The 19,405-nt window shown below is 42.0% G+C and carries 18 protein-coding genes; 10 read left to right on the top strand and 8 right to left on the bottom strand.

The genetic code is table 11. From position 1 onward, the window contains the following. Positions 1-30: 30 nt before the first annotated feature. Positions 31-480 carry a lipocalin-like domain-containing protein gene (locus ADJ77_RS10390; RefSeq protein WP_025078141.1) on the top strand — a complete coding sequence of 150 codons (450 nt, stop codon included), beginning with the start codon at positions 31-33 and terminating at the stop codon, positions 478-480. Between the two features lie 105 nt (positions 481-585). On the opposite strand, the gene ADJ77_RS10395 is transcribed toward ADJ77_RS10390, so the two are convergent. Continuing rightward, complete coding sequence (locus tag ADJ77_RS10395) at positions 586-1,698, bottom strand: MraY family glycosyltransferase (protein ID WP_025078140.1); 1,113 nt, start codon at positions 1,696-1,698, stop codon at positions 586-588. Positions 1,699-1,889: 191 nt separating this feature from the next. Between ADJ77_RS10395 and ADJ77_RS10400 the strand changes: the two genes are divergently transcribed. The 4 genes from ADJ77_RS10400 (at position 1,890) to ADJ77_RS10415 (ending at position 6,170) form a co-directional block, all read left to right on the top strand. Continuing rightward, positions 1,890-2,648, top strand: a complete 759-nt coding sequence (locus ADJ77_RS10400; protein WP_025078139.1) for a glycosyltransferase family 2 protein — start codon at positions 1,890-1,892, stop codon at positions 2,646-2,648. A 482-nt stretch (positions 2,649-3,130) separates the two neighbouring features. Next, the gene (locus ADJ77_RS10405) at positions 3,131-4,360 is read left to right on the top strand and encodes a site-specific integrase (protein WP_025078138.1); all 1,230 of its coding nucleotides are present in this window, start codon (positions 3,131-3,133) and stop codon (positions 4,358-4,360) included. Positions 4,361-4,425: 65 nt separating this feature from the next. After that, on the top strand, positions 4,426-5,748 hold the full coding sequence (locus ADJ77_RS10410; RefSeq protein ID WP_176729573.1) for a site-specific integrase: 1,323 nt from the start codon (positions 4,426-4,428) through the stop codon (positions 5,746-5,748). Next, entirely contained in the window at positions 5,745-6,170 is a 426-nt protein-coding gene (locus ADJ77_RS10415; protein ID WP_004344869.1) for a hypothetical protein, read from the top strand. Before ADJ77_RS10410 ends, ADJ77_RS10415 begins: the two co-directional genes overlap by 4 nt. A 283-nt stretch (positions 6,171-6,453) precedes the next feature. Here the strand turns inward: ADJ77_RS10415 and ADJ77_RS10420 are convergent, their stop codons facing one another. From ADJ77_RS10420 to ADJ77_RS10450, 7 genes are all read right to left on the bottom strand, one after another. After that, positions 6,454-7,092: a hypothetical protein gene (locus ADJ77_RS10420; protein WP_025078137.1), complete on the bottom strand. Its 639-nt coding sequence runs from the start codon at positions 7,090-7,092 to the stop codon at positions 6,454-6,456. A gap of 9 nt (positions 7,093-7,101) precedes the next feature. After that, positions 7,102-8,361, bottom strand: coding sequence for a methionine adenosyltransferase (gene metK, locus ADJ77_RS10425; RefSeq protein ID WP_025078136.1), 1,260 nt, complete (start codon positions 8,359-8,361; stop codon positions 7,102-7,104). Between the two features lie 4 nt (positions 8,362-8,365). Next, positions 8,366-9,427 carry a Gfo/Idh/MocA family protein gene (locus tag ADJ77_RS10430; protein ID WP_004344873.1) on the bottom strand — a complete coding sequence of 354 codons (1,062 nt, stop codon included), beginning with the start codon at positions 9,425-9,427 and terminating at the stop codon, positions 8,366-8,368. A gap of 5 nt (positions 9,428-9,432) precedes the next feature. Then, on the bottom strand, positions 9,433-10,494 hold the full coding sequence (locus ADJ77_RS10435; RefSeq protein WP_025078135.1) for a radical SAM protein: 1,062 nt from the start codon (positions 10,492-10,494) through the stop codon (positions 9,433-9,435). A gap of 59 nt (positions 10,495-10,553) precedes the next feature. Continuing rightward, positions 10,554-12,953, bottom strand: coding sequence for a T9SS type A sorting domain-containing protein (locus ADJ77_RS10440; protein ID WP_025078134.1), 2,400 nt, complete (start codon positions 12,951-12,953; stop codon positions 10,554-10,556). A 284-nt stretch (positions 12,954-13,237) separates the two neighbouring features. Further along, on the bottom strand, positions 13,238-13,528 hold the full coding sequence (locus tag ADJ77_RS10445) for a helix-turn-helix domain-containing protein (protein ID WP_004344878.1): 291 nt from the start codon (positions 13,526-13,528) through the stop codon (positions 13,238-13,240). Between the two features lie 12 nt (positions 13,529-13,540). Beyond that, a complete protein-coding gene (locus ADJ77_RS10450) occupies positions 13,541-13,843 on the bottom strand; it encodes a helix-turn-helix domain-containing protein (RefSeq protein WP_009752272.1) in 303 nt (100 codons plus the stop codon). 515 nt (positions 13,844-14,358) lie between these two features. Between ADJ77_RS10450 and ADJ77_RS10455 the strand changes: the two genes are divergently transcribed. From ADJ77_RS10455 to ADJ77_RS10475, 5 genes are all read left to right on the top strand, one after another. After that, complete coding sequence (locus tag ADJ77_RS10455) at positions 14,359-15,792, top strand: VapE domain-containing protein (protein WP_004344881.1); 1,434 nt, start codon at positions 14,359-14,361, stop codon at positions 15,790-15,792. 236 nt (positions 15,793-16,028) lie between these two features. Continuing rightward, positions 16,029-17,021 (top strand): toprim domain-containing protein, encoded by a 993-nt coding sequence (locus ADJ77_RS10460; RefSeq protein WP_025078133.1) that lies wholly within the window; start codon positions 16,029-16,031, stop codon positions 17,019-17,021. A 4-nt stretch (positions 17,022-17,025) separates the two neighbouring features. Next, entirely contained in the window at positions 17,026-17,496 is a 471-nt protein-coding gene (locus ADJ77_RS10465; RefSeq protein WP_004344884.1) for a DUF3408 domain-containing protein, read from the top strand. 359 nt (positions 17,497-17,855) lie between these two features. Further along, on the top strand, positions 17,856-18,281 hold the full coding sequence (locus ADJ77_RS10470) for a plasmid mobilization protein (protein ID WP_009752275.1): 426 nt from the start codon (positions 17,856-17,858) through the stop codon (positions 18,279-18,281). Further along, positions 18,271-19,332 (top strand): relaxase/mobilization nuclease domain-containing protein, encoded by a 1,062-nt coding sequence (locus tag ADJ77_RS10475; protein ID WP_009752276.1) that lies wholly within the window; start codon positions 18,271-18,273, stop codon positions 19,330-19,332. Before ADJ77_RS10470 ends, ADJ77_RS10475 begins: the two co-directional genes overlap by 11 nt. Positions 19,333-19,405: the final 73 nt, after the last annotated feature.

A 19,405-nucleotide genomic window follows, 5' to 3' on the forward strand; every position in this document is an offset into this window, starting at 1 on the left:
CTTTATTAAGAATATAGAAAGAAACTGAATATGAATAGAATAAAGATGTTATCCTTTGTCTTGCCATTGATGGCACTACTATTCTCCTCTTGTTCGTTGGAAACCGACAACGAAGCAGGAAAGCTGGAGGGAATGTGGCATCTTGTAAGGGTTGAGACGTTGGCTACAGGTACGAGTGAGGATTTAAGTAATCAGGTTATCTTCTGGTCGTTTCAAGCAAAACTCCTCGAGTTGGACGACAAGACAGGTATGCACAACAGCTATCTCTATCGCTTTAGTATTGACAACAACCAGCTGACTTTGTCCTCTCCCTATCAGTTTGACCGTGAGAACGGTGACCGTCCGCTAACGGCTTATGAGGCAACGCTGAACCTCTATGGTATTAAAAGTCTTACCCCAGTGTTCAGAATTGAGAAAACCGGAAAACGGAAGATGATACTCAACGATGGAAGTGTAAGACTCTACTTTGACAAGTTCTAAATGATTCTCACAGCCTTTACGGCTATAAAACAATAAAAGGCAGGCTTGCGCCTGCCTTGTGTGTATGTATAATAAACTTTCCCTTCCTCTTTATTATTCCCCTTTTTACTCTTGCACTGTAAACGGAAGTAAACCCTTTCTTCTTATAAATATGTTGAGTGTATAATGAAAGGCTGCATAGATAATAATATCTATTGCGATAATCCAAGTGACAAGAAGATGATTCAGCAGCGAGATGTTGATTATTATGAAGATTGCTGACAATGAGATGACGGAAAGCAATGTCTGATGCTGTGACAGTCCTGCACGGATCAGCTTGTGATGGATGTGGTTCTTGTCAGCCTTGAAGAGTGGTTTGCGATGTAGCAGACGCACGATGATTATTCTGAAAACATCGAATGTCGGTACGAGAAGCAGGGTTACGGAAAGCAGCATGGCTCCCCTCTGGTAGGGCATAACGTTAGGGTTGTACATACAGAACTTAATCATTAGTACACCAAGAATATAGCCAAGTGTCAGACTGCCGGAGTCTCCCATGAAAATCTTTTGGTTCTTTTCTTCTTTTCCCCAGATATTATGGTAGAGGAAAGGAATTAATACGCCCATCAAGCCCGCAATAAGGATGCAGTAGACCCATATCTGTTCACGTTGAAAGATATAGAAAAGACCAGATAAAGCAATGAGGGTAAGACTGGCCGAAAGTCCGTCAATACCATCAATCAAGTTGATAGCATTCATGATAAATACCAGAACACCAACCGTTAATATCATTCCTATAATAGCAGGAATCTCATAGATACCTAAGAAGCCATAGAAGTTGTTGATGTAAAGATAGGACATCGGTAACAAGCTGGCAACGATAATCTGCATGAGTAGTTTTACTCTTGCTTTCACTCCGAAGATGTCGTCAAGGACTCCCGTGATATAGATAATGGTGATGCCCACGCCAAAAAAGATACTCCATGGGCTGACACCGATCTTATTTCCTTTGCTTGTATAGACCCAGACCAATAAGGCTACGATGGTAGCAATCAGCATGCTGGGCATAAAAGAGACGCCTCCTAAGCGAGGAATAGCATTCTTGTGTACTTTTCTATCATCTGGTGTATCATATAGTTTCCTCTTCTTGCAGAACGAGAGGATTTGCGGAATCATAATGAATCCGCAAACAGCACTCATGGCAAATGCAAAAAGACTTATCAAAGTATATGTCAACATTTTGCTTGTATTCTTGTGCTTAATAAAACTCAATAATTGTAATTATATTGTATCTGGGTGTCAAAAAAGTGTAATAGCCATGTTTTAATGGTTGTATTGCAAAATAATCTTACAACAAGAAGTAGATTGTGTGTGTTTTTTTGTATCTTTGTTGTCATTAAGTTTGGTAAGTATTACCATCTCTTTTTTATATGAAGATATCCATTATAACGGCAACTTATAATAGTGAGAAAACATTGCAAGACACCTTAGACTCTGTTTTGCGTCAGGATTGTAGTGATATAGAACATATCCTTGTGGATGGTGCTTCGACTGATTCGACAGTTGATATCATTCGCAACTATGCTTCTACGACAGATAGATATACTGTAAGATGGGTTTCGGAGAAGGACCATGGAATCTATGATGCTATGAATAAAGGAATAGCAATGGCGACGGGCGATGTCATAGGAGTTCTTAATTCTGATGATTATTTTACGTCAGATGATGTTTTGTCAAGATTAATAAAGCCTTTTTCTGACGCAGCAGTTGAGGCTGTGTATGGCGATATACATTTTATTCATGATAAGAAGCCAGAAAAGATAACTCGCTATTATTCTTCTAAGATGTTTTCTCCCTTCTGGCTTCGTTTTGGCTTTATGCCAGCCCATCCGTCATTATACGTGCGCAAAGCGGTATATGAATGGGTCGGTTTTTATAAACTTGATTATAAAATAGGAGCCGACTTTGAAATGGTAGTCCGAATGTTTCATGTGCATAAAATCAAGGCACATTATATTAATATGGACTTTGTCACGATGCGTAATGGTGGTGCAAGTACGAGTGGTGTTCAAAGTCATAAGCTCCTATTGAAGGAGGATGTCCGAGCTTGTCGCGAGAATGGTATCTATTCTAATACATTCTTAATCGCTTTAAAGTATTTCTATAAGATATTTGAGTTTAGAATTTAAAAACTTTTCTTATAGAGAATAGCTCCTTTGGTAGAATCTTATTGAAAGGACAGAAAGTCCGTTCTTTAAGGACGATAGAAGAAGAATTTTGCCTTGATTTTGTAAAGATATTTCGATAGAAAATCAATAAAAGTTGTTTTGCGTTGCGAAAGCGGCTCTTTTACAACGCAAAACCTACGCTTTTACCGTGCAACTAATCAACGAAAATGAAGAAATATCGAAGTTGGTGTAAACTGACTGATAATGAGCAGGAAACGAAATAATTTGCATAGAAGTGCTCTTTTCAAAAAGAGTTATAATATGCAGATTTAGGCAGAAGTTCAGTTACCAGAGCGTTACCCGATTTTGCCATAGGTAACGATGGAGTAATATTCGGTAACTGAATTATTTTTACTCGTGTGGCTGTTGCTGCGGTCGGCAGTTTTCTGCATAAGAGAGAAACGCTTTGAAATTGGTAATTTTGCCACAAAACATCAAAGCGTATGAAAACAGAAAAAATGAAGGTGTTGCTCTACCTCAAAAAGAGCGGTCTGGACAAGTCGGGCAAGGCTCCGATTATGGGACGGATAACCATTGGGCGTTCCATCGCACAGTTCAGTTGCAAGCTCTCCTGCAATCCTGACTTGTGGAATCCCCGTGAGAGCAGAATGGACGGAAAAAGTCGTGAGGCGGTGGAAGTGAATGGCAGGTTGGAGAATTTGCTGCTGTCCATTCAGTCAGCCTATCAGTCTTTGCTTGCAAGAGGTTGCCCATTTGACGCAACCGATGTGAAGAAACAGTTTCAAGGAAGTGTGCAGACACGGTGCATGCTCATCGAAAGACTTGATATGCTCATAAAGGAGAAAGAAAGTCATGTCGGTGTAGACATCAGAAAAGAGTCAATGGCAAGCTATCACTCCACGAGAATCCACTTGCAGGAGTTCATCCAAAAGAAGTATAAGGTTTCTGACTTAGCCCTCTCACAACTGACAGAGAACTTCATCCATGAGTTTCAGCAGTACTTCTTAGGGGAGTGTGGATTTCAGGAAAGCTCATTCTACAATGTCGCCACCCATTTGAAGACGGTATGCAGGCTGGCTTACCGTGAGGGATTGGCAGACATCCTGCTTTTCGACAAAGTCAAAATCAGCAAGGGTAACAAGAAACTCCCCAAAGCACTTGACAGAGGGGCATTTGAGAAGTTAAAGACTCTCCACTTTGAGGACTTGGAGGAGGAAATGGAAACGGCAAGGGATATTTTCCTCTTTGCCTGTTATACGGGTGCTGCATATTGTGATTTGATGGAACTGGACAAGTCCCATCTTGTGCGTGATGACGAGGGTAGCCTTTGGCTGAAGTTCAACCGCCAAAAAACAGGTGTGCCTTGTCGTGTCAAACTGCTGCCTGAAGCCATATGGCTGATGGAGAAGCTCCACAGCGATGAAAGGGAAACATTGCTCCCTTTCATGGGATATGCCACTTACCAATCTTATTTGAAAGCCCTGCGGCTTCGTGCTGGCATCTCGTTTCCTTTTACCACACATACGGCAAGGCACACATTTGCCACGCTCATCACGCTTGAACAGGGTGTGCCTATTGAAACGGTAAGCAAGATGCTGGGGCATTCCAACGTGAGCATGACCGAGCGTTATGCAAAGGTAACACCGCGGAAACTCTTTGAGGAATTTGACCGTTTCCTTTCTTTCACTGAAGATATGCAGTTGGCTATCTGACCATTTCTTTCATTCAACATTGTTTTATCGTTAAATAAAACATGAACAATTCAATCAAGACCATTATGAGAAGTACATTCAAGATACTGTTCTATATTAACAGACAGAAAACAAAGGCAGACGGCAATACCGCCATTCTCTGCCGTATCACCATCGACGGAAAGAACACAGCCATTACCACAGGCGAAGAGTGCCATCCTGTCGAGTGGAACACCAAGCAGGGTTTGACAACCAACAAGAAGACAAACCAAAGAATCAAAGAATTCAGGGATTTGGTGGAAAAGACCTATCGGGACATTCTTGTAAAGGATGGAGTGGTAAGTGTGGAGCTTATCAAGAACCGCTTACAGGGTATTGCCACCAATCCGACCACGCTCCTTGCCATGAGCTGGGCGGAACTCCAAACAGTCAAGGAAAGTGTTGGCAGATCAAGGGCAGAGGGAACTTACCTGAATTTGTTTTATTCTGACAGAAATCTCCGTGAATTTGTAGAAAACAAAGGAGTACAAGACATATCCATCGGAACAATTACAGAGGACTTGTTCGAGGAATACCGTTTCTTTCTCAAAAAGCGTGGACTGAAAGCATCCACCATCAACAGCAACCTCTGCTGGCTGAGCCGACTGATGTTCCGTGCGGTCAGCAAGAGGATTATCCGCTGCAATCCGTTTGAGAATACCAAGTATGAGAAAGAGGAAAAGAAGATACGCTTTCTGCAAAAGAGCGATGTGATGAAACTTATGGCAATGAAGATGAACGACAAGGAAGCGGAGCTGGCAAGACTGATGTTTGTCTTTTCATGCTTCACAGGCTTGGCTATCTCAGACATGGAGAATTTAGAAAACAAGCATATCCAAACGACAGCGGACGAACAGATGTATATAAGAAAGGAACGTCAGAAGACCAAGGTTGAGTTCATCGTGCCGTTACATCCCATAGCGGAAGCCATCATCAGTCATTGCCAGAAAGAGCAGGAAAGAAGTGAAGAATATCTGCTGGTGAAAGAAAAAGGGGATCACCTTGTCTTTCACCGTGATTGCAGCCGCAGTGTCATGGATGCCAAACTGAGTATTGTGGGAAAGGCTTGCGGTATCTGCCAAAGACTTTCCTTCCACATGGCAAGACATACATTCGGCACGATGAGCCTAAGCGCAGGTATTCCCATTGAGAGCATAGCCAAGATGATGGGGCATGCCTCCATATCAAGCACTCAAGTTTATGCGCAGGTGACGGACAAAAAGATATCAGAGGATATGGACAGACTCATCGCCAAACATCAGGAAAAGAACAAAGAGGATGATAAGGTAACGGTAAAGGAAACTATTACCATAGGTACAATGGCTATTGCCAACACAGGCAGAAACAAAAGCATGGAGGAAACGGCATGAATACGGAAGATGGAATAAAGACCAAGGCTGCAATCCGTCTGGACACGGGGCGCAGCTACTTCGAGTGGGGAAATGGTATGCAGGTTATCCGCAGGGGAAAAGGCGAAGTAGCCATGACCGAGGGCGAGCTTGCAAGGTTCTTCGGAGTTACATGGAGAAAAGTCAATGGCAGACTTCGGACGATAACCGAAGAATCCGTCCTGCATCCAGAAGAAAGGGACGCAGACGAAAGGAAAATAGTCACGGATAAGGAGGTAAGGGGCTACGCACCGCTCTACCCATTACCTACAATTATCGCCCTTTCCTTCTTGCTTGACAGCGTAGAAGCCCACCTGTTCAGAAAGCATGTGTGCAGTGAGTTGATGCATCCAAGGAGTTCTGTCATTCCTATCATCATATATGACAGGGGTGTCAATAGCTGAATATGTACCAATCCTTTTTCTTTCACTGTTATCTTACTACATTACTACAAAACAAGGTAACACAGTGAAAGAGAAGGTATTACGTTGTAGTTGGTAGATGACTATATGTGCAACTACGGTATGACTACATACTACCAATCCATGAACGGAAAGGATATGTTTTTTAGCCGTGGAATGCGGTCAGAGGGGATTGTGAACTTTCGGATATGGCTATGTAGATAAGATTGACAAATACAAGAAGGTTTTTCTTAGCTGTCGTGCATATTCCTTGAAGGCAACAATTCTATTGCCACAAATAGTCGTAATTATGGTTACTAAACATCTCATTTTCCCCTCGCTCAAAATATATTGTCTTAATAATGAAACCTTCCCTTGCTTTGGACATCGAATACGGAAAGAGAGATTGGTCAACAAATCCTATAGAGTTTACATATCTGCCCAGCGGAGTGTCTATGTATTTGTATTCCTGATGAAGCGACAACTTTTCTCTGCTGATTTGCCTGATGGTATCAATTATATGGAAACTTCTGTCATCAACCAAAAATGCTGAAACAGGCTTGCCTATTTTCCATTCAAAATCATAGACAAGTAAGGGTTTGGGAATGAACTTGTCGTAATAAAAAATTTGTTTTCCCTGCTCGTGGAGGTAGAAAACGGCATTTTTCTTGCCATTTACATAAACTTTCCTGTATTCGTCTCCCTTAATGATGGTGTCTTCCCTGACAGTATATAGATAAATCTGATAGAAAAAAGGACGGAAAGGGTCTGTCACTATTTCTTTCCATGAAGTGCCTTCAGGGTAATAGATGTACTCATATTCTTCCCTGTCGTTTCCACACCCGGAGAGACAAAGAAATTCCACGAGTCCCAAAAGCAATTCCAAAATAAGCAACATGACAGAGAGTCCCTTAGTCCTTATCATCGTCCCTAATTATTTTATGCGGAAACTATCTTTTATCGTATCCACCATGTCTAATTTCTCCCATGTAAACAATTCCACCTGAATGTTTTTTATTCCATGATACCTGCTTGTAAATGTTTTGTTCACAACTTCATTTTTCCGTCCCATGTGACCATAGGCTGCCGTTTCCGTGTACATCGGCTGGTTTAGTTTAAGCTGCCTTTCAATGGCTTTAGGGCGCAGGTCGAACATTTCAAAAATCTTCTGTGCAATTTCTCCGTCCGACATTCCGACATTATTGTGTCCATATGTATCAACCGATACGCTGACAGGAGCAGCCACACCGATGGCATAAGCCAGCTGCACAAGAATTTCGTCCGCAACCCCTGCTGCTACCATATTTTTGGCAATATATCGTGTCATATAAGCAGCACTGCGATCTACCTTGCTTGGATCCTTTCCAGAGAAAGCACCTCCGCCATGTGCTCCTCGTCCCCCATATGTATCCACAATTATTTTTCGCCCAGTAAGCCCCGTATCCCCATGCGGACCTCCTATAACAAATTTTCCTGTTGGATTTACAAGATACTTTATGTTACTGTTGAACAGCTTTTGTATTTTGGAATCACATTGGGAAATGACACGAGGCATAAGAATGTTAATCACATCGTTCTTAATCTTGTCCAGCATCTTCTTGTCGTCCACGTCAAAATCGTCATGCTGAGTACTTACCACTATTGTGTCAATGCGCAGAGGTTTTTTGTTCTCGGTGTATTCTATTGTTACCTGACTTTTTGCATCGGGGCGTAAATAAGTCATTTCCTTGCCCTCCTTGCGTATGTCGGAGAGTGTTCTCATAATGAGATGTGCCAAATCAAGAGAAACTGGCATATAATTTTCGGTTTCATTGGTAGCATAGCCGAACATCATACCTTGGTCTCCTGCACCCTGTTCGTCCGTATCTTTATTGGAAACGCCTCTGTTTATATCATCGCTCTGCTCGTGAATAGCCGTGAGGATACCGCATGAATCACCGTCAAACTGATATTCAGCTTTTGTGTAACCAGCCTTGTTTATTGTTTCGCGGGCAACATTCTGAAGGTCGATGTATGTACTGGAACGCACTTCACCCATAATGACCACCTGCCCCGTCGTTACGAATGTTTCTATTGCACAGTGAGCATTTCTGTCATAAGCAAGGAAATAGTCAAGCAACGCATCTGAAATCTGGTCTGAAATCTTATCGGGATGTCCTTCTGAAACGGACTCCGATGTAAATAAATGTCTCATCTTTTTATCTTATATTGTTTAATTCTTCTAATATAGCGTATGTGGAACGCAGCGTCATGAAATCCGTATATTCTTCTGCTGTACCATTTTTCATTTCCGTCATTTCCACGAACATCTTTATCTCGTTAAAATATCCCTGTGTGTAAATCTGATTGTTTGCCAAAATGGGATTGAAGTTGTTTCTTGATAAAAGACACTCGTTGGATAATTTGGTGGGGAGCACTTTTTCGATTGGTACTCCACCTATGGTACATACTGATGGCACAAATGACAGTCGCTCCATCTGGTCTATTTCATACGTTCCGTCCTGCGTGTTCACTCTGACATTTTCACTAGCATCTTTCCAAGAATAAAGTGTGGATAATTCCAAAGTACCAATAATATTGTCATGTTCCAGCATCAGCAGGTAGGTCACACCACCTTTTTTTGTACTTTTGACTTTATGCATCGCCAGTATCTTAGCCCCTCCAAAAAGAAAAACGACCAAGTCGATAGGGTGTATAAACAAATCGTATATCTCATTGCCTTCGGGGTACAATCCCGTTTGGTAACGTAGGCTGTAACTATTTAATTCCCTGCCTTTTATTTCCTTTCTCAATCTGGAAACAAGCGGAGAATGTCTTTTTTGCATTCCGACAACTGTGGTATTAAATCCAAATAACCTTTGCTTGTCAATAAGGCTGTTTAGTTCCTTTAAACACATACAGGGAGGTTTTTCTATAAAAAGAGATTTCCCCGATTTTATAACTTCTGATGCAATTTCAAAATGTGACGCAGGTGTGGCTGACACAAACACTCCTGCGACTGTCTCGTCATTGAGAATATCCTTTATAGATGTTGTCCCTATTATGCCCTTGAATTTTTTCCCTATCAGTTCTGCCTTTTTCGTGGAAGAACAGCACACATACTTCACGTTGACTTGTAGAAATTGGATGACGGGGAAAAGGTTGTGGATGGTGTGGTTTCCAAAACCAATTATAGCATAGTTCTTCTCATAACAGTCGGAGAGATATTTATTATCCCTTCTGCGCTTGTAAAGTCTGATGATTTTCTGAATGTCTGTCATTTAGGCTATATTAATCCTTTGAAATATTTGCGGTACGTGCATTTTTCATCAGCAGTCCACTGATATTTCCCGTAAAACGCTTCGATAAGTTTTTTAGGGAAAAACCTCTCGGCTGCACGGAGAAGTATTATGTCAAATTTACGATGGTAGTTAATCCAGCATTTGTTGCAGTCATGGGAATACTCACATTGAATCTTAGCAGTCCTTTGTGAATTGAAGATTTCGTCAAGAGTATTGTTGTGAACATTGCCGAGAATCACATCCAGATTTTGGCACAGGGGAACATTCCCATTGGAATGGATTACCAGTTCATTGTATATACTGTGGCATCTTAGGCGCAGATTTCCTTTTTTCCATTCATCGTACAGAGCCACAAAGTCAAAATTTTCCTGTGTTTTATGGATAGATTGCGGAATCTTTTTTATGTAGTCATTTCCGACCTCCATTAGGTCCTCGGTGGTATCAAAGAAATCCATCGTATTGTAAATGCCTATTCTGACATCAATGTTATAGTGTTTGGCAAGCTGAATAACATAGTCCATGTCCTCAAACGTGTTCCATGGAGTAAGGCAGAACATGAACGATATGGGAACAAAGTCCTTACAGCTTTCCACCACCTGAATGACCTTGTCATATCCGTCACGCCCTCTTAGAGTTTTATATGTTTCCTTGTTCCCATCTAAGGAAATATACAGATGTTTGGGCTTGTATTTCTTTACAGCTTCGATAACTTTAGAGGGTGCAAGGCAATTTGATAGCAGGGTGTAGTTTGTATGGTTGTTGTGAAACCAGTTCAGTATTGCATCAGCTTCAGGATGTAAAATAAATTCCCCCCCCTCCAGACCGACGGTTGTCCGTTTTGTTACGCACTTGCTCGACATTATCCGAATGATGTCCGATAATGACAAATGCTCTATTGGCTTTTTCCAAATAGAGCAATGTTTACACCGTGACTGACAAAGTGATGTGGAATAAATCATCAAGGATGATAAAGTCTTATGTGTAGGTACTGTTATGTTTTTTACAAATGCACCTCCAGTTACGAGATAGTCTAAAACGTTATACATTGATTATGTTTATAGTATTCTCCGCATACCAAGTTAACTTGGTATGCGGAGAAAAAGAATTATTCAACGATTATCTTTTGCTGTTTTGTCTTGTTATTTTCACTATAACTTATAACGTATGTACCGCTATGAGGCAATGTCGCCTTGTATGAATAAGAACCCTTGTACTTATTCTGTTTATAAGAGGTAACAACATGCCCATAAACATCTGTTATAGTCATCGAGAATTGACAATCATTCTCAAGGGTGTAGCTTATGCTAAGAGTGTTCCCTGAGACCTCTACACCAAAGCTGCTGCCATTTTTTGTAGGATTGGCTGAATCCTCTTGAACCACAGGAGTTAAATCCATACCGCTGAGCAATCCTTTCACATATAGCATCGTGTTTGCATAAGGAGAAACCAGCTCGCTTTCCGTAATGACCACAGGAGCGGTCAGCACAGGCTTAGCCCCAAATTTTGTCTCTTTTTTGATTGTTGGAATTTGTGGTACCAAATCTTCCAACAGTTTAGTCATAAAGATGTTGCCTTCTCCCAGTTCCTTATATACCAAGAATTGACTGGACGGAACAGATGCGCAATAAGATTTAAGCTGACGATAACTGTCATATTCTCCTAATTGTTCAAAACTGCTATAAGGAGATTGGTTTATATCCTTATCCCAAAGTGCAACTAAACTCTTGAACTTGCTTTCTGTTCCAGCAGGCAGCAAGGCAATTCTGCTTTCAATGAGACCTTGCTCCAAATCGGTAAACGAAACCTGTGCTACTTTTGCATCGGCACTTAACTGTGGTTTTGTTCCCAACGAAGTGTCTTTACGGTAATATTCTACGATTTCCCCATAGGAATTACCTCTCACTCCGTTTCTAGGATGGAAAGTTCGTGCCAAAGCACCAGGCTTACTTTCCCAGTCATATCCATGCAAATTGCCATCAGCCCCATCCCGAACAGAAGCATGTGTATATTCTCTTTTTCCATTCCGCACGATAGCCCATAAAGCAACTGTCCCGTTTTCAGCATTTGCACCAACCCTTGTAAGTCCTCTTGACGCATAGAATTTGTCAAAAGCCCTCAACGGGTCAGGGTCGTAGAAGTTAGAATGCGTCGAAGGAGGCCATTCCCAATAGGATGTTATTCCTCCAGACCAGCTTATACAGTTATAGGTTCGAGACTCGGGAGCGGACATAATCGCATCGTCTTCCTTCAAGTAAGGAAAAGAGCCAGCATATGTAACGTTATTTACGCTGCTTTTTTTACATTTTATGTAAACATTGCAAAGAACTTCTGGCTGATAAGAGCTGTACTGCGACAACAAAACGGCATTGCCTGCTACTGAGTACTTTTTGTTAATTCGCGCCCATCTTCCCCAATCAAAGTCTCCATTCCCTTGATAATCATCATTGTAAGCGATAATTCCAGATGGATTTCCGTAAGATTCTATCCAAACCATCGGATCACCTCCCTTGGAGCATACAAAAGTGTTATATACTTGATCTGTTCCTTGATTACATACTATTCCCAAACTAAACAAAGGGACATTGCTGTAATAATTTTCTCCGTTGATATTGACATTAGCAAGTCCGCTTGTGGCATTGAGCCATGAACGTACTCTGACGTAGTAAAGTCCCGTCTCAGGAATGTTGACATTCAAGGAAGCAAGGCATTGATTGTTGGAATGTGCATTCCATGTGTATCGCTCAGGATTGTTTGCACTGAACAACTCAAGAACATGGTCATAGTTGTCAATTCCGTTTGTCGCTATAAATATTTGCTGTCCTCTCTGGAAAGAAACTGTCTTGAAAAAAGAGTACTTTATTTTGCAATTTCTAATGTATTCAAAATCATACAAAGGAGAGTCGTAGGAAACACTTCTTGCTTTTGCAAACAAAGGTATAGCCAATGTGTCTCTGCCACAGAAATTCAAAGACGGTTCTGCATTACTGAGTGCATTCTCATGAGATAAGGTCTTAAGTTCTACCTTATAGTCATTGTAATTTTGAGACGAAATGGTAGAATTTCCCAAATCCTTAGAAAGTCTGACAAATTCAACCTCTGGAACGTCAGGAGCAGTCCCAACAATAGAGATGGTGTTCTTGCCTTTTCTCAGGAACACCTTTGAAGACTTCTTCAAGCCTATCGCCTGCCAGTCGTTTGACACAGGGGCTAAGACATCATCTTGCAACTCGTTGTTTACCATTACTTTGTAAACAGATAGTGTGCCATCTGCTTTCTTCGTCCCTAACACCCAGAAGTTGGCATAATGAAGCCCCGAAACTGGAGCTTCGACTTCAAAGGTGGTGAAAGTCTGAGCCTCTGTAATTGATTTTGTACACTTGAGAATCTTCACATCGCCACCTAAGCTTGGATTCTTCTCGTAATAACTAATGCTCTCCACACTTTGTGAGAAAGCAGTAACTGTTGTTGCAAATAAAATTAACAATGTAGTAATACCTTTTTTCATAAGTTCTTTATTAAAAGGGTTTATACTAAATTAGACGGTGTAAATTTAGGGAATTTGTGTGACATTTCCAAGTTTTTAGTATGATTTCTGAGAAAAATACTGCGTTTTAGGCACATATAAACAGAATTACGAAGAAAGAAGTTTGTTAATGCGTTTGATGGCACTGTGTTTCATTCCTATAAAAAAAGAAAAGGTCAAGGAGAAATACCTCCTGACCCAAACATTATGTTACAAAATATTTCTATAATTAAGGCTGTATCTTTCCCTTAAATATTTCATAACATCTACGCAATGGAATTTTCTTCTAATAACTTCTCCAAATCCGAAGCCTTGTATAGTATTTTCCCTGCGAATTGCGTGTAGGGGATAACTTTCCTGTCCCGATAGTCCTGCAAGGTACGAGGGCTGATATACAGCCGTTCGCATACTTCCTTGCCTGTCAGGAAATGCTCACCGCCAAACAGCGGTTTGTGTGTCTGTGCCACTTCCTTTATCCGTCTGTTCATTCCTTCAAGTGCGGACAGCACCACCTGCATATCATCCGCTTCCATATTCAAGTCCTTTACTGATTCCATAATACCCTTGTCTTATTTGTTATTCTTTAATCTGTCTGTTTTTGTCTTCTCCGATTTAGTCTGCAACAGCCGCTCCACGTCCTCACGCCTGTAATAGCACTTATGCCCTATTTGCGTAAACGGCAGCACACCTGTATCCCGATAGTGCTGCAATGTACGCTTGCTGATATTAAGCAACCTGCATACATCGCCGTTGTGCAGCCAATCGGTGTGTCTGCTCTGTTCTCCGAATGCCTTGTGGCAGGTCTCGGCAAGACTGAGTATCTCGTTTCTCAACCTTGCCCAATTTGAATCCGTAATGATAAAATATCCCATAGTTTTATTGTTATTTTGTTTGTAATTCTGTCTTATTGGTATTGACAACACCTTTGTCTGTTCTACGTTTCACTGCACGTTTATGCCTGCAAAGGTATGATGAGTTTGTCACACTTCAAAGCAGCAGGGAACAGCAGGGAAATATCGGGAACTTCAAGGAAAAACTAACGCATTTTATCGGCAGCCGTTTGCGCATTCTTTCCCTGTTTTCTTCTTTCGCCGTCTGTTTGGCGCAAAGATAGGGCGGTGCATGTCCTATTCTATCATACTTCTTTTAAGTGGCACCTTGTAGCACTCTTGGTGTGGACAAAAGCTACCCTATTTCTGTGCTGATTCTTATTGTTTGCAATATCGGTGCAGAATACCGCAAACGTGTGCAAAAGGGTACACTTCTACCTCTATCTTTCCTTGCTATTTTATCCCCTGTTTTGATTTAATTCGGGCTTAAATCAGTTATTTCTTTTCCTGTCTCTTCAAAAATCCGTGCGAACTTTATTGCGAATGAACGCAACATTATGCAAGCACTCTCCGAATGCTTGGAACTTTCCAGTTCTCTTCATAACTTCACTCTCGGAAACCAAACCAAGCATATAATGAAAAGGAATGCAGATAAAGGCAATTCAGTGGACGAAAATAATACGCCCAAGCAAAGGAAGACTTCCTCCAAAAATGGTGAGATAGAAACCTATCTCTCCTCTTATTATGAGTTTAGGTACAACACGGTGTTGGGGCGAACCGAATACCGAAGTAAGGAAGATGCTCACTTCTCAAAAGTGGGTCGCTATGAAAGCAACACGCTCCGCAGGGAACTTGACAACGATGTGGGGATTATCACATCTTCCGACAACCTCTATTCCATTATAGAGAGCAGCTTCTCTCCACGTGTCAATCCCATACAGGAGTATTTCAATGGATTGCCCTTGGTGGATATTGGTAATAGCAGAGGTAATTATAGTGGCAATAGCGATAGTTGTAGTCATGGCAGTAGTGGTAATGGTAATAATGAACACAATAACCATTGTGATATTTCTTCCCTTTCACTGAAAGCCATTCCCGAATTGGCAAGTTGCGTAGTTGTGCGCAACTCTGACAAGTGGCTGCCATACCTTACCAAATGGCTCGTGGCAGTGGTCGCCAACGCCATGGACGACCGTGAATGCCGTAACCATACCTGTCTTGTACTGACAGGCGAGCAGGGCAAGTTCAAGACAACTTTCCTTGACTTGCTCTGCCCACCTGCCCTGCATGGTTACAGCTACACGGGAAAGATATATCCGCAAGAGAAGGACACGCTTACCTATATAGGGCAAAACCTCATCGTAAACATTGACGACCAGCTCAAAGCCCTCAACAAGCGTGACGAGAACGAACTGAAAAACCTCATCACCTGTCCGATGGTCAAGTACCGTATGCCTTACGACAAGTATGTGGAGGAACACCCACACTTGGCGAGTTTCGTTGCATCGGTAAATGGTAACGATTTCCTTACCGACCCCACAGGCAGCAGACGGTTTCTGCCCTTTGAAGTGCTTTCCATAGATATTGAGAGAGCAAAGGCTGTTTCTATGGATAATGTCTATGCGGAAGCGAAAGCCTTGCTGAGCATAGGTTTCCGCTATTGGTTTGACGATGAAGAGATAACGGAACTATACAGGGAGAGTGAGGATTTCCAAGTACAGACGGCAGAAATGGAACTACTGTTGCGCTGTTTTGAGAAACCTACGGAGGATAGTCCCAACTGTACCTATATGACTACCACAGAGATAATCACCTACTTGGGACTTTACACGCATCATCCCTTGTCCTTAAAGCACATGGGCGAAGCCCTGAAAAGGGCAGGCTTTGAGAAAGTGAGCAAGAGGCGAGAGGGTGGCAGTCCCATCTATGTATATAAGGTAAGGAAGATATTGCCTTGTCCTTTATTAGGCAGTTGCAACTATCAGATGTAGTAGGCACATGTAGTAGGTTGGTAGTATAACTTGGGACTAAAAAATAATATTGGAAATCAACTACTTATGTCAAAATAGTATGTAGTAAGAAGAAAGATGAAAAAGTTTGGAGGGGAAAAACTTCTGAAAAAAGATTTTCTTTCAATAAGCATTCACCTACCATTCAAATATCATTCAAATACACCATTGTCATTCAAACACAAATTATTCAATCCATTCAATTAAAACATATCACAATGAAAGAAGAAGATTTATCACGCATCAAGCAATACCCCATCGTGGAGTATCTTGAAAGTAAAGGCATCAAGCCTGTACGCAGAACATCAGTCTATGCGTTGTACCGCTCACCGCTGCGTGCAGAAACACATCCGAGTTTCAAAGTGGACACAGAGAAGAACCTTTGGATAGACTATGCCGAATGCAGGGGCGGAAGTATCATCGACCTCTGTATGCGTTTGGAGGGCTGCACGCTATCGGAAGCCATCCACCACTTGGGGCAGAACGCTCCCGATAATACAGTATATAGTTCTCACAAAGACTTCTCACAAAACAATCTCCAACCAACGATGGCTGCAAACGAGACAAGGAAACTGATAAGTATATCAGACACCCTACCGCCACATTTGCAGGAGTATCTTACAAAGGTACGCTGCATTGATTTGGAAAAGGCAAAGCCTTTCCTTAAATGTATCAGCTATGAGGTAAGGGGCAGGCGCTATCAATCCATCGGCTTTGCCAATCAATCAGGAGGGCATGAACTTCGGGACAATGGCACGTTCAAGGGAACGATAGCTCCGAAGGACATTACTCCTATATTCACCGACAAGATAATAAACCAAATACAGCCAACTTGTGTGTTCGAGGGATTTATGGATTTTCTTTCTTTTCTTTCAATGAAAGAAGAAGTAACAAGTGCCTGCCTTGTGCTAAACTCCGTGAGCAATACCGCCAAAGCAATTCGGTATATGAATGCGCAGGGAATATCTTCCATTCGTACCTTCCTTGATAATGACGATGCTGGGCGGAGGGCTGTTCAAGATTTCATAAAGGCAGGCTTCCATGTTGAGGACATGAACATACATTACAAAGACTTCAAGGATCTCAACGATTTTCATGTCAGTCGTGTCCGTGAGCGACAGAATCATAAAGAGCAGATACTGGCACACATGTCGGTTACAGAACAAAATCAAAGCAATAAATCAAAACAAGTCAAACATAAAATGAGATAGAGAAATGAAAAAGAAAACAATGATGAATGACAAAGACCTTTCATGGTTCTTGGAATGCCAAGATGATAAAATGGACAATGAGGTAATCCCACAGACGGAAGCACAACCCGTTCCTGTGGAGGAAATAACAACGGACGTAGAAATAAATGAGGACAGTGTTACTCAAGGAGAAGCGGATATCACTTCTGGGAAATCCGAGCATACACGGCATACTGAGAATATGGCTGTTCAAAGACGCATCAGCTCCAAAATGAGGAAGAAAACACTCGAAGCCTACAAGCAAGCCTATCTTGTGCCAACCAAACTGTGCAACCGAAAGGCGGTCTATCTGAGCCGAGAAACGCAGGAGCATGCCGACTTCATCGTGCGCAGGTTAGGCGACAGGGGCAGCAACCTTTCAAGTTTCGTGGAGAACATCGTGCGTCTCCATTTGGAAGAGTACGGTGAGGACATAGATAAATGGAGGAGATTATAAATCACAGGAAAAGGGTCGAGGACTTTTGGGAAAAGGGGCTATTATTCCACTCAAAACTCTCAACCCTTTTTTAGAGAACATAGCAACAGAAATTTGTCAAACATACTGAATGATGAGAACACCACGAACACAGTTAAACACGGAATGCACAGCATTCACTTTCAAGCAGCAAAACGCCTTGTGCGTAAACGTTTCGTTAGCTGATATTGCAAGACGTCAGTTTGTACCCACAAACTGCCCTTGCTCCCCTCGTCAGACTATCGGGGAGATAAGACCGTAATCACTCCGTTCTCATCGGTCAGTATTTAGGAATTAAGGTAATAAATCATCTACAATGATAAACTTTCAAGGAAACTTATATGAACAGATATAAAGGAAAAGCTGCCCGATGGCAGCAACAGGATAAAGAAGAACAGCGGATGAACAAAACGGAGTTCATCAAGGTAAGATGTACCAGTGAAGAGAAGAAACGTATCAAATCAAGGGCGGAAAGCACGGGACGGAAATTCTCCGATTATTGTCGGGAAATACTCCTTAACGGAGAAGTAACAGCCGTTCCCAAGATGACAGACAATGAGAGGGAAGCCATTGCCATTCTCCAACATACAGGAAGGTTCTATGGGCAGATTTCCAATCTCATCAAGCTCAAGGACGAGGATTGGCTACATATCACCAAGAACCTTTCGCTATGTGCCAAAGAGGCATTTAAGCGGTTTTACGACCCGCATTTTCGGGTGGATGATGAAATATATAAGGTCTTAAATCTAACAAGAAATGATAGGTAAATGCAAGGCGATAGCGCACGGAAGCACAGCTTTGGACTATATTTTCAGGGAAGGCAAACTCGGTAGTCGGCTTGCATTCCACAATCTTTGCAGCAGAGATCCAAAGACTATCTATGAGGAAATGAAAGTGGTCAGTAACTACAACAGCCGTTGCAGGAACAAGTTTCTCCGTATCGAAATTGGCATCGCACCGCAGGACGAGAAAAAGCTGTCTGTGTCCGAATATATGTGGATAGCACATTTGTTTGCCAAGCAAATGGGACTTGACAACCACCAATGGGTGGCAGTAACGCACAAGGACACCGATAATAGACACATTCACATAATTGCTAACCGTATCAGTCTGTATGGAGAAGTCTATGATACCACCTTTGTGAGCAATAGGGCTGCAAGGGTGGCAGAGGAAATCAGCAGGGAGAAAGGCTTGACCATTGCAAAAGAGGTCAAGGCAGAAAGGAAACACCAAAAGGAAAAAGCCAGCCCTACAAGAGAGCAAACAAAGCAGCAGGTGCAGAAGATTTGCTACACCTTGCTTGACAAGTACAAAGGAACAGGTGTCACGGGGCATTCCATGTTCCTTTATGAATTGAACAAAAACGGCATTACCATAAAGCGTATGAAGAACAAGCAGGGCAAGGTATATGGCTTGAAGTTCTCATACGCAGGGCAATCCTTCAAGGCTTCCGAAATCGGCAGGGAGTTCGGCTACCATTCCTTGCAGAAGAACTTTGAAACAACCAACAAGGAAGAATCAAGGAAACCACATCTAACAGTACAAGAGCCTACAGAAAAGAAAGAACAATCTGATACAGGCTACCAACTTGTACCTCCAAGCCGCTCCTCTATCTCACGAGACAATGATACCTCACAAGTGCAGAATCCCATTGGTGCAGTGGCAGACACCATCGTTAGCGCAGCCGATGAAGTGGTGGAAGGGTTAGGCGATTTAATTACACCAAGTACACAAGGCAATGACTTAACCGAAGCTGCATGGCAGCGCAAACTCAGATACCAAGCTAACAGAAAGAAGAAACGTGGAAGGGGAATATAAACATAGCATACAAAAAGTGCATAATAAAGAATATCTCATCAAAAACGCTTGCTATTCGGTAACAAAGTATTAT

The organism is Prevotella fusca JCM 17724 (assembly GCF_001262015.1).
Lineage (GTDB): Bacteria > Bacteroidota > Bacteroidia > Bacteroidales > Bacteroidaceae > Prevotella > Prevotella fusca.